The sequence below is a fragment of the Pseudomonas sp. NFIX49 genome, assembly GCF_900115915.1.
In the GTDB taxonomy this organism is placed as follows: Bacteria; Pseudomonadota; Gammaproteobacteria; order Pseudomonadales; family Pseudomonadaceae; genus Aquipseudomonas; species Aquipseudomonas pharyngis.
This window is the reverse complement of the sequence record NZ_FOYE01000007.1, coordinates 238,201-249,983: the sequence shown is the minus strand read 5'-3', so window position 1 is coordinate 249,983 and position 11,783 is coordinate 238,201. Positions and strand designations below refer to the sequence as shown.

10 protein-coding genes are annotated in these 11,783 nt (G+C 62.5%); 9 read left to right on the top strand and 1 reads right to left on the bottom strand.

Features of this window, described 5'->3' with window-relative positions; genetic code table 11:
• The first annotated feature begins 99 nt into the window (after positions 1 to 99).
• From BMZ46_RS21285 to BMZ46_RS21265, 5 genes are all read left to right on the top strand, one after another.
• Positions 100 to 843, top strand: a complete 744-nt coding sequence (locus tag BMZ46_RS21285) for an SDR family NAD(P)-dependent oxidoreductase (protein WP_039773129.1) — start codon at positions 100 to 102, stop codon at positions 841 to 843.
• A gap of 15 nt (positions 844 to 858) precedes the next feature.
• Complete coding sequence (locus BMZ46_RS21280) at positions 859 to 1,260, top strand: VOC family protein (RefSeq protein WP_074690815.1); 402 nt, start codon at positions 859 to 861, stop codon at positions 1,258 to 1,260.
• Entirely contained in the window at positions 1,257 to 2,234 is a 978-nt protein-coding gene (locus BMZ46_RS21275; protein ID WP_074690816.1) for a saccharopine dehydrogenase family protein, read from the top strand. Before BMZ46_RS21280 ends, BMZ46_RS21275 begins: the two co-directional genes overlap by 4 nt.
• A gap of 67 nt (positions 2,235 to 2,301) precedes the next feature.
• Entirely contained in the window at positions 2,302 to 2,766 is a 465-nt protein-coding gene (locus BMZ46_RS21270) for a nuclear transport factor 2 family protein (RefSeq protein ID WP_039773134.1), read from the top strand.
• 114 nt (positions 2,767 to 2,880) lie between these two features.
• Entirely contained in the window at positions 2,881 to 3,045 is a 165-nt protein-coding gene (locus BMZ46_RS21265) for a DUF2986 domain-containing protein (RefSeq protein ID WP_074690817.1), read from the top strand.
• Positions 3,046 to 3,073: 28 nt separating this feature from the next.
• Here the strand turns inward: BMZ46_RS21265 and BMZ46_RS21260 are convergent, their stop codons facing one another.
• A complete protein-coding gene (locus BMZ46_RS21260) occupies positions 3,074 to 5,458 on the bottom strand; it encodes a DUF3772 domain-containing protein (protein WP_074690818.1) in 2,385 nt (794 codons plus the stop codon).
• A 158-nt stretch (positions 5,459 to 5,616) separates the two neighbouring features.
• On the opposite strand from BMZ46_RS21260, the gene BMZ46_RS21255 reads away from it, so the two are divergent.
• The 4 genes from BMZ46_RS21255 (at position 5,617) to BMZ46_RS21240 (ending at position 11,725) form a co-directional block, all read left to right on the top strand.
• Entirely contained in the window at positions 5,617 to 5,958 is a 342-nt protein-coding gene (locus BMZ46_RS21255; RefSeq protein ID WP_039773137.1) for a hypothetical protein, read from the top strand.
• 99 nt (positions 5,959 to 6,057) lie between these two features.
• Complete coding sequence (locus tag BMZ46_RS21250) at positions 6,058 to 7,314, top strand: TolC family protein (protein ID WP_074690819.1); 1,257 nt, start codon at positions 6,058 to 6,060, stop codon at positions 7,312 to 7,314.
• Positions 7,311 to 8,558: an efflux RND transporter periplasmic adaptor subunit gene (locus BMZ46_RS21245; RefSeq protein WP_074690820.1), complete on the top strand. Its 1,248-nt coding sequence runs from the start codon at positions 7,311 to 7,313 to the stop codon at positions 8,556 to 8,558. Before BMZ46_RS21250 ends, BMZ46_RS21245 begins: the two co-directional genes overlap by 4 nt.
• Positions 8,555 to 11,725: an efflux RND transporter permease subunit gene (locus BMZ46_RS21240; protein ID WP_074690821.1), complete on the top strand. Its 3,171-nt coding sequence runs from the start codon at positions 8,555 to 8,557 to the stop codon at positions 11,723 to 11,725. The genes BMZ46_RS21245 and BMZ46_RS21240 overlap by 4 nt, the downstream gene beginning before the upstream one ends.
• Positions 11,726 to 11,783: the final 58 nt, after the last annotated feature.

Genomic DNA, 11,783 nt, shown 5'->3' with positions numbered 1-11,783 from the left:
AAAAAGCAGAAACAGGCAGGTTTCGAAGAGGAACGGCTGCGCTCGCCTCGAAGCCGATGACTACTGTGGCCACTCACCACAGAGACATTGGAGCAGCGCATGAGCGTTATCGTGATTACCGGTGGCAGCCGTGGCATCGGCGCCAGTACTGCCGAACACTGTGCCCGTCTCGGGATGGGCGTCATCCTGACCTACAAGAGCAATGCCGATGCAGCCGCCGCTGTCGTGCAGCGGATTCAGTCGTCGGGCGGCAAAGCCGTCGCGCTTGAACTGGACGTTGCGGATGTCAGTCAATTCGACCGTTTCCGTGATGCCGTGCGACATAACCTCGACAGTATTTGGGGCGCGGCTACGCTGGCGGGACTGGTCAACAACGCGGGCCACGGGTTGTTCAATCCGCTTGAAGCGGTCACCGAGGCGCAGTTCGACGGCTTGCTGAGCGTTCATCTCAAGGGCCCGTTTTTCCTCACGCAAACCTTGTTGCCGCTGATGGGCGAGGGCGCCAGCATCGTCAACCTGACCAGCGCGACCACCCGAGTGGCTACCGCCGGAGTTGCGCCGTATGCCGCGTTCAAGGGCGGGCTGGAAGTGCTGACCCGTTACATGGCCAAGGAATTCGCGGATCGGCGCATACGGGCCAACGCTGTTTCGCCGGGAGCGATCCGTACCGAGTTGGGCGGTGGTCTGAACGACGAGTTCGAGGCATTGCTCGCCTCGCAAACGGCTCTGGGCCGGGTTGGCGAACCGCAGGATGTCGCGCGTGTCATCGCCATGTTGCTGTCCGAAGAGGGCAGCTGGATCAACGCCCAATCCATTGAAGTCGCGGGCGGCTATTTCATTTGAAGGCGAGGTAACTCCATGCTTGATCACATCTTTCTGTCAGTCAGCGACATTGAACGCTCCATTGATTTCTACACCGCCGCACTGACCCCGCTGGGCATCACCGCAAGGCTTGATTACGACGGCAAGGACGGCCCGCCGGGGCATCCGGACCTAAAAGGTTTCGGTGCCCATGGCCGGATGTTTTTCTGGTTGCGCGCAGGCGTAGTGGAGGGAGGGGCGGTGCATGTCGGGTTTGTCGCCAACAGCGAGGCCGAGGTTGATGCAGCTTACGCGGCGGCGATCAACAGTGGTGCTGTCGATAAAGGCGCTCCGGGCGCACGCCTGCATTACGACCCCGATTACTACGCCGCCAACGTCCTCGATCCGGACGGTTACAGCCTCGAATTCGTCTTCAAAAAATGTCAGCACGGCGAATGAGCACACTGATGATCTACGGCGCGACCGGGTACACCGGACGCATGGCGGTCGAACATGCCAAGGCACTGGGCCTGGACCTGGTCATCGCTGGGCGCACGGCCGAAAAACTCGAGTCGCTTGCAGCACAACTGGATGTGCCTTTTCGGGTGTTCAAGCCCAATGAACTGACAGCTCAATCATTGGAGGGCATCGCGGTACTGCTGAATTTCGCGGGGCCGTTCGTCCAGACGGCGGACGCCTTGATGCAGGCGTGCATCCAGGCAGGTGTCGACTATCTGGACATCACGGCGGAGATCAATGTCTACCGGCGCGTCGAGCAGTTGGGTGCTCAAGCCGCCCGTGCAAACGTGATGTTGCTGCCCGGCGTCGGCTGGGATGTGGTGCCGACCGATTGTCTGGCGATGCATGTCGCTCGGCGAGTGTCGCAACCGCGTTCATTGAGAATCGCCTTGCAGGTCACGGGTTCGATGTCGCGCGGGTCGGCCCTGAGCGTCGGCGAAATCATTGGCGCAGGCCTGCTGGCGCGGGTCGATGGACAACTGGTCGCAACGCCCGATGCGCAACCCCGTCACTTCGATTTTGGTGACGGACCGGTGCTCTGTGCGCCGCTGTCGTTTGGTGATCTGGTGACCGGCTGGCATTCCACCGGCATTCCCGATATCGCCATGTTCGTGCACATCAGCGGTGACGCGTTTCCGGAGGGTGATCTGTCACAACTGCCCGAAGGGCCGAGCGTCGAACAGCGCGAAACTCATCGCGCCCGAGCGGTGGCTGAAATCAGCGGCGCCGACGGCAGTGTTGCGCGCTCGGTGATCGAGACCGTCAACGGCTATACCTACACGCCGCTCGCGGCTGTCGAAGCTGCACGTCGCGTACTGAGCGGGGAGCGACGGCCGGGATTTGAAACGCCGGCCCGGTTGCTCGGCATCGGGTTCGCCGAAAGCATTGCAGGCACAACCGTTACTGATTTCTGAAACGCGAGTCCGCTTCGGCCTCGCGCCTGGCGAAATCCTCAAGCTCACTTCACCTAAGGCCTCAAACATGTCATCCACACAGTTGCAGGACACCGCAGACAAACTTGCGGTGGTTGAAACGCTGTACCGGTTTGCCGCCGGAATCGATCTGCGCGACGAAGTATTGCTGGCTTCGGCGTTTACCGAAGATGCGATTTCCGACTTCCGGCCTGCCGCTGCAAAGGCCGGGTTCGAATACCCTGTTCTGCAGGGGCGCCAGACCATCGTGGCGGCGCTTTCAGGTTCACTAGCCGGTATCGACACCACGCACTCCGTCAACAATCCGCGAGTCAGCATCGCTGGCGATCAGGCGCAGGTAGATGCACTCGTGGAAGCCCAGCACGTGCCGCAAAATGATCATTCACGCCATTACCTGATGAAAAACCGTTACGACGTAAAACTGGTGCGGGCAGGCGACGCCTGGCTGATTCAAAGCGTCACGGTTGACAACGTCTGGCGCACGGGCGACCTCGGGGTGCTCTCCGGCGTTTAACCGGATTTGCGAGCCGGTTATCGTGAAGGCTTGATTGAGCGTGAGGTTTCGCCTGCCTCTGCGTCGGCTGATTCAGCTGTTATCATTCAAGCCTTTACAGCCGGGTAGATGAACATGAACCGCCAGAAAAAACTGCAGCAACTCTTCAAGGAAAAATCCAGAAAGGCCAACGCCAAACTGGCACCCAAGAGCAACAAACCGAAGTACATCAGCAAGGCGGATCGTTTGAAACTGGCGGCCGAGGCCACTCCCGAGGCAGTCGACGCGCCTGAGTCCTGATCAGGCAAGTAAAGCGCAGCGCTTCCCCTCAGCCAGCCGGCTGTGCAGGTTTGGCCAGCTCAATCCCCGCCGCCCCCAGCCGCTTGAGAATCTCGAACAGCAAATCACTCTTGGTCGTCCCGACAATCCTCGGGCTCGCCACATACCCGGTCACCGTCAACGTAATCCCGTCCGGCGTCAGCTTGCTGAAGCGCACGAACGGCGCCGGTTTTTCGAGGATGGTTTCGTGTTCCTTGTAGGTGTCGAAGAGCAGGTTCTGCACCTGTTCGGGGTCGATATCCAGCGGGAACATCAGCTCCAGCGTCGCCACGCCCTGGGCGCTGCCGCCGAGGGTGACGTTGCGCAGATTCTGCGAGATCAGTTGCGAGTTGGGCACGATCACGATCGAGCGGTCACTGAGCTGGATCTCGGTGGCGCGCACGTTGATCCGGCGGATGTCGCCCTCGACACCGCTGATGCTGATCAGGTCGCCGACCTTGACCGGGCGTTCGGTGAGCAGGATCAGGCCGGAGACGAAGTTCTTCACGATCTCCTGCAAGCCGAAGCCGATGCCCACCGACAGGGCGCTGACGATCCACGCCAGGTTGGTCCATTGCACCCCCAGCGATGACAGGGTCAGCAGGATCACCACCGCATAACCGATGTTGGAAAACAGCGTGCTGAGCGAGGCGCACATGCCCGGGTCCATGTCGGTCTTGGGCAGGAACTCGTTGTCGAGCCAGCGGCGCAGGGCGCGGATCAGGTAGATGCCAATCAGCAGCGCCAGCATCGCATTGAGCAAATGGCCGGGGACGATGTTCAGCTTGCGCAGGCCGGCGCCGCCGAGGATCGTGCCGATGTTGTTGGCCAGTTGGCCGAGGGTGGTGCCGATCCCGCCGACGAACAGGGTGATGACCGCCAGCAGCAACAGCGCGGCTCGACCGAAACCGGCCAGCAGCGTTGAGGCCTGCTCAAGGCGTCGGTCGCCGACCCCCAGCAGCTGTTTCAGCGCCTTGCCGCTGGAATGGCGGGGCGAGAAGAAGTACTCGCAGCTGTCGCTGAGCAATTGCATCAGCAGGTAAAACCCGGAAAACACGATGAACGCCCACACCAGTTCATAGGTGATGAACCGCGCCAGCGACACGTAACCCGTGAGCAGGGCGCCGAACGACAGCACCATCGCCAGCGTGGCAATGGTGTAAACCACCCCGGCGAAGGTGTTGCCCGCCACTTGGGTGTCACCGGCTGCGGCCAGTGTTTTGCGCACCCTGCCGACGCGCATCAGCAGCGTTGTGACGATACCCAGCACCGCCAGCGCAATGATGCCTCTGCCTGCGAGCACGATCTGACTGCTCATGCCGGCGGCATTGCTGACTTGCACCGCCGTCACCAGCACCAGCAGCGTCGCGGCGAGGATCCGTGCGTAGGGATGCAGCGCGAGCGCCACCGGGTCAGCCACCGCCGGCAGTCGCCAGGACGGATGCTCGGTCGAGAGCAACGCGCGGCTGAGCCCTGTGATCAGCACGCAGGCATAAACCACTTTCCCGAACTCATCGGAAAATGTCGCCAGCATCGGCGGCAACGGCACGTGACGGGTGCAGGCGTAATAGAGCAGTTGCAGGGCGATGGCGGTGGTCGCGAGAGTCGCCAGCGCCGAGGCGAACGCCAGCGAACTGCGGCGCAGTCGACCCTCCGGCATGCGGTGAATGCACACCCAGGCCAGCCAGCGGTCGGCCAGCCGCCGGCCCAGCGTCCAGACGACGAAGGCCAGCACCACCAAGAGGGCGGTGTAAAAGCGCTGACCCGGTTGCCAGGCTTCGGCGCCGGTCTGTTGCACCTGTTCGACGAAAGAGCGCAGACGCTCGCGGTCATCCGCCGACGGATTGACAAGGGGAGCCCAGAAGCCGGGATTCAGAATGCTGTCGGTGCTGAGCGTCAGTTCGCTTTCGAGCAACGTGCGGCGGATACCGGCGATCTGGGTGATCAGCTCCGTGGCGTTTTGCTTGAGGCTGGCGAGGTTCTTCAACGCCGTATCGACTTTGGTTTTCTGCTCGATCAGCGTCGCCCGTTGCGCCGCGATATCGGCTTGTTCGGCAGCGACCGCTTCGGCCGGCGCGGCACCGAGTACGCCCAGTTGCACAGTCAATTGCGCCTGCTGCGGCAACAGCGAGGCCGACAGCCGATCGATGTCCAGAATGAACGTCTGCACCCGATCCTGCGGGCCTTCGAGCTGGTTGTAATTGTTGGCGGACGAGATCTGCTGCTTGAGGCCGTCGAGGCGCAGTTGAAGGGCTTGCAGATCGCTTTGCGTGACGCCGGGGAGCGGGGCGCCGACATCGGGCGCGCCGGACAGGTCGGCGGCCGACACCATCGAGACACCCGGACAGAGCAGCGTCAGGGTGATGAACATCAATGACTTCAATGCATTACGCATGGGACTGGGCGATTCCGGTTGATCACACAAACATTGAGGTTAGGTGATGGAGCGCCTACTGCATCATTTTCTGCTGCTAATCCTGGCTTAATGCGTGTCCGGTGAGATCGCCGGGCAGCCGATTGTAGGCGCCCGTTTTCACGACTAGACTCCCGGCCATGAAACGCTATCTGCGGTTTTGTCTCGTTTTCCTGATCAGCCTGGCGCTTCCCCTCAGCGGGATGGCGGGCGTGCAGGCACCGACAGAACCGTGCCCGATGCAAACGATGGGCATGGCGATGATGGACGGCATGAACATGGATTGCTGCCAGGACATGAAGAGTCCTGCCGACCATGGCTCCCCCTGCAAACCCGGCCAGGAGTGCAAGACCGGCGGCCTGCTGCAAGTCGCGATCCTCAAGCCGCCCGTTACCGTGTTCAGTCCTGTCACGCATTCGTTCTTCAGTGATTCCCTGCCGCTAGCGGCCCCGTCCGGGGTCTGGCGACCGCCCCGCACCTGATTCCTGTCTCCCCTTGAAGCTCATTTCGCCCAGGCGGAGTGATTTGGCTGTGCGCGTGTTTTACGCCGCGCGCAGTGGACGATCACAGGAATCGTAAACATGACATTCAAGTGCAATTGCACGGGTTGGCCTCTGGTGGCCGGGCTTGCGGCAAGCGTGCTCGCGTGGCCGGGTTTCGCCGCCGCGCTGACGCTCGATGAAGCGCTGCGGCTGGCCGAAAACAATGCGCCGTCGCTGACCGCACAAGATCAGAAAATCCAGGCCGCCAGCAGCGCGGCCATTCCGGCGGGCGAGTTGCCCGATCCCAAGCTGGTGCTCGGTCTGCAGAACTACCCCGTGGGCGGCCCGGATCGCTGGAGCGTCGATCAGGACTTCATGACCATGCAGATGGTCGGTTACCGGCAGGAAATGCCCAACGCAGACAAGCGCAAGGCGCGCATCGAAGTTGCCGACGCAGTCATCGAGCGCGCGGCGGCCGAGCGCCGTGTCGAGCGTTTGAAGGTGCGTGAGGCGACGGCGCTGGCGTGGATCAGAGGCTATTCGGTCGAGCGCAAAGAAGCGTTGTTCCAGGAATTGTTCAAGGAAAACCGTCTGCTGAGTGAGACCGTCCGGGCGCAGATTGCCGGTGGTCGCGCACAACCTGCCGACGCAGTGACGCCGAAACAGGAAGCGGCCCGACTCGCCGAGCAACAGGACAACCTGACCCTCGAACGCACCCAGGCTCGAGCCGCGCTCAAACGCTGGATCGGCACCGCCGCCAACGACAAGCCCGAAGGCGGTTTGCCCGTGTGGCCGGTCGATGCCCCGACCTTCAATCATCAACTGCAACACCACCCCGAACTGGCGGCGTTCGCCCCCATGACCCGCGAAGCCCAGGCCAGGGTGCAAGAGGCGGTGTCCGAGAAGAAGTCCGACTGGAGCTGGGAAGTGGATTACCAGCATCGTGGCCGTGAGTTTGGCGACATGGTCAGCGTGCAGTTTTCCTGGGATCTGCCGCTGTTTCCCGAGACGCGCCAGAACCCGAAAATCGCCGCCAGACAGGCCGAAGTCAGCCAGTTGCAAGCCGAGCGCGAAGCACTGTCCCGCGAGCACACCGAGCAGCTTGAAAACCAGTTGGCCGACTACCAGCGCCTCGATCGGGCCGTGCGCCGCACCGAGGACAGCCTGGTGCCGCTGGCCAGAGAGAAAGTCGATCTGAGCCTGGCCAGTTATCGCGCCGGCCAGGGCGATTTGAACGCGGTGGTCAACGCCCGCCGCGAACTCATCGAGGCCCGCCTCAGACAGATCGACATGGAAGAACAACGCGCGCTGACCGCTGCGCGTCTGCATTTCGCTTATGGGGAGACCAGCCTGTGAACCTTAAACAATGGAACGGCGTGTGGCTGGCCGGCCTCGCGCTGGCGGTGGGTGTGGGTGGCGGTTACGGATTGGCCTACCAGCGAATGAACGGAGCAGCGGCTTCAGCCCCGGCGCCGAGCACTGAGCCCAAGGCCTTGTACTGGTACGACCCGATGTACCCGCAGCAGAAGTTCGACAAACCGGGCAAGTCACCCTTTATGGACATGCAACTGGTGCCGCGATACGCCAGCGGTGGGGAGGGCAGTGCGTCCGTCAGCATCGATCCGGGGCTGAGTCAGAACCTCGGTGTGCGTGTGGCGCCGGTCAGTCGCGGTGCCTTCACCTCGAGCTTCGATGTGAGCGGTGTGCTGGCGTTCAACGAGCGCGATGTCGCGGTGATTCAGGCGCGCACCAACGGGTTTGTCGAGCGGGTCTACGCCCGAGCGCCGGGGGACGTGCTCACGGCTGGCGCGGCGTTGGCTGACATTCTCGTGCCGGAATGGACGGCGGCCCAGAGCGAGTTTCTGGCGCTCAGGCGTAGCGGCGATGCCGACCTGATCGCCGCGGCACGCCAGCGCTTGCGGCTGACCGGGATGCCGTCGAGCCTGATTGCTCAAGTGGAGCGCAGCGGCAAGGTGCAGTCCGAACTGACGGTCACCAGCCCTTTGGGCGGCGTGCTGCAAGCACTCGATGTGCGGGCGGGTATGGCCGTGGCGACAGGTGAAACCCTGGCGCGGGTCAACGGGCTGAGCAGTGTCTGGCTCGCGGTGGCGGTGCCGGAATCGCAGACCGGTTCGGTTGCCGTGGGGCAGGCCGTCGAAGTGCGCCTGCCGGCCTTTCCCGGTGGTGTGTTCAACGGAGCGGTCAGCGCGATTCTGCCGGACACCAACCCGGACAGCCGCACCCTGCGCGTGCGGGTCGAGCTGGCCAATGCCGATGGCCGCTTGCGGCCGGGGATGACAGCACAAGTGCGGCTGAACCGTTCGACCGGGCAGAGTCAATTGTGGGTGCCGAGTGAAGCCGTGATCCGCACCGGCAAGCGCGCCTTGGTCATGCTCGCCGAAGACGCGGGGCACTATCGTCCGGTGGAGGTGCGCCTCGGTCAGGAAAGCGCGGGCAGAACGGTGATCCTCGACGGCCTGGCAGAAGGGCAGAGCGTCGTGACATCCGGCCAGTTCCTGCTCGATTCCGAGGCCAGTCTCAAGGGCATCATCGCCGAGCCGCTCGAAACGAGCGGGAACGTTTCGGGGAGCCAGCCATGATCGCCGCGCTGATTCGCTGGTCCGTCGCCAATCGTTTTCTGGTGCTGCTGGCGACGCTGTTCGTCACGGGCTGGGGCGTGTGGTCGGTGCAGAGCACGCCGATTGATGCGCTGCCGGATCTGTCCGATGTGCAGGTGATCATCCGCACGCCGTACCCCGGACAGGCGCCACAGATTGTCGAGAACCAGGTGACCTATCCGCTGACCACCACCATGCTCTCGGTGCCGGGGGCGAAAACCGTGCGCGGTTATTCGTTCTTCGGTGACAGCTTCGTGTACGTGCTGTTCGAGGACGGCACAGATCAGTACTGGGCGCGCTCGCGGGTGCTGGAGTACCTGAGCCAGATCCAGAGTCGTCTGCCGGCCAGCGCCAAACCGGCGTTGGGTCCGGACGCCACCGGCGTTGGCTGGATCTATCAGTACGCGCTGGTGGATCGCAGCGGCGGGCATGATCTGGCGCAGCTTCGGGCGTTGCAGGACTGGTTCCTCAAGTTCGAACTCAAGACCCTGCCCAACGTCGCCGAGGTCGCGACCGTCGGCGGCATGGTCAAGCAGTATCAGGTGCAGCCTGATCCGGTGCGGCTGGCCAGCCTCGGCATCACCCTGGCGCAGGTGCGCGAAGCCATCGGCAAGGCCAATCAGGAAACCGGTGGCGCCGTGCTGGAAATGGCCGAAACCGAATTCATCGTGCGCGCTACCGGCTACCTGAAGACGCTTGATGATTTTCGGGCGATCCCGCTCAAACTTGGCGTGGGTGGCGTACCGGTAACCCTGGGTGATGTTGCAACGGTTCAGACCGGGCCGGACATGCGCCGGGGCATTACCGAGCTGGACGGCCAGGGTGAAACCGTCGGCGGCGTGGTGATTCTGCGCAGCGGCAAGAACGCCCGCGAAACCATCGCGGCGGTCAAGGCCAAACTCGATGACATGAAAAGCAGCCTGCCGCCCGGCGTAGAGATCGTCACCACTTACGATCGCAGCAAGCTGATTGATCGCGCCGTGGAAAACCTCAGCCACAAACTGCTCGAAGAGTTCATCGTCGTTGCGCTGGTGTGCGGGATCTTCCTCTGGCATTTGCGCTCTTCGCTGGTGGCGATTATCTCGCTGCCGGTGGGCGTGTTGATCGCTTTTCTCGTGATGCGTTATCAGGGGGTGAACGCCAACATCATGTCGCTAGGCGGGATTGCTATCGCCATTGGTGCGATGGTGGATGCGGCGGTGGTGATGATCGAGAACGCCCACAAGAAAATCGAGGCGTGGCACGCGGCCAATCCTGGGCAGGCGCTCAAGGGCGAGCGCCATTGGCAGGTGATGACCGACGCGGCGGCGGAGGTGGGGCCGGCGCTGTTTTTCTGTTTGCTGATCATCACGCTGTCGTTCATTCCGGTGTTTACCTTGCAGGCCCAGGAAGGGCGGCTGTTCGGCCCGCTGGCGTTCACCAAGACCTACGCCATGGCGGCGGCAGCGGGATTGTCGGTGACGCTGGTGCCGGTGCTGATGGGCTACTGGATTCGCGGACGGATTCCGGATGAACGCCACAACCCGCTCAACCGCTGGCTGATCCGGATTTATCAGCCGGCGCTGGACGTGGTGCTGCGCCGGCCGAAATTCACGTTGCTGGTGGCGCTGTTGGTGTTTGTCAGCGCTGCCTGGCCGATTTCGCGGCTCGGTGGCGAATTCCTCCCGCCGCTGGACGAGGGTGATCTGCTGTATATGCCTTCGGCCTTGCCGGGTTTGTCGGCGCAAAAAGCCGCGCAACTGTTGCAGCAGACCGATCGGCTGATCAAGTCAGTGCCCGAGGTCGAGCATGTATTCGGCAAGGCTGGTCGTGCGGAAACCGCTACCGACCCGGCACCGCTGGAGATGTTCGAGACCACTATCCAATTCAAGCCCCACGATCAATGGCGTCCGGGCATGACCCCGGAAAAACTCGTGGAAGAACTGGATCGCGTGGTGCGAGTGCCGGGCCTGACCAACATCTGGATTCCACCTATCCGCAATCGCATCGACATGCTCGCCACCGGGATCAAAAGTCCCATCGGCGTGAAAGTCGCCGGCAACGATCTGGCCCAGATCGACGCCGCGACCCAGACTATCGAGCGTGTAGCCAAAGGTGTGCCCGGCGTCAGTTCGGCACTGGCCGAGCGCCTGACCGGTGGCCGCTACATCGACGTGGATATCGACCGCAACGCCGCCGGCCGCTACGGGCTGAACATTAGCGATGTGCAATCCATCGTCTCCGGTGCCATTGGCGGGGAAAACATCGGGGAAACCATCGAAGGGCTGGCGCGGTTTCCGATCAACATCCGTTATCCACGAGAGTGGCGTGATTCGCCCGGCGCGCTGGAGCAATTGCCGATCTACACGCCTTCCGGTAGCCAGATCACCCTTGGCATGCTGGCGAAGATCAAGGTCACGGACGGCCCACCGATGCTCAAGAGCGAGAATGCCCGACCGTCCGGTTGGGTGTACATCGACGTGCGAGGGCGGGACATCGCTTCGGTGGTGGCCGATCTGCGTCGTGCCGTCAGTGAGCAGGTGAAATTGCGGCCCGGTATGAGCCTGAGCTATTCGGGGCAGTTCGAGTTTCTGGAGCGGGCCAACGCGCGGCTGAAACTGGTAGTGCCGGCCACGCTGCTGATCATCTTCGTGCTGCTCTACCTGACGTTCGCCCGTTTCGACGAGGCGCTACTGATCATGGCCACATTGCCGTTTGCATTGAGCGGCGGTGCGTGGTTCCTGTATTTGCTGGGCTACAACTTGTCGGTCGCGACCGGGGTCGGGTTCATTGCATTGGCCGGGGTTTCGGCCGAATTCGGCGTGATCATGCTGCTCTACCTGAAAAACGCCTGGGCCGAGCGCGAAGGCCTCGGCGACCACTCTGAACGTGGACTGGTCGCGGCGATTCGCGAAGGCGCCGTGCAACGTGTGCGTCCCAAGGCGATGACCGTAGCGGTAATCATCGCTGGCCTGTTGCCGATTCTGTTGGGCAGCGGCACTGGCAGCGAAGTCATGAGCCGCATTGCCGCGCCCATGGTGGGCGGTATGGTCACGGCGCCGTTGTTGTCGCTGTTTGTCATACCGGCGGCGTATCGCCTGATGCGCCGTCGACGGTTGCCCGCTGAAAACAAGTCACCTCAAAGCGACGATGCTTCCATCCAGCCGTAACCCGGCGACGAAAAAAAAACCGGTGCGAACGTTCGCACCGGTTTTTAATTGTGGGGGT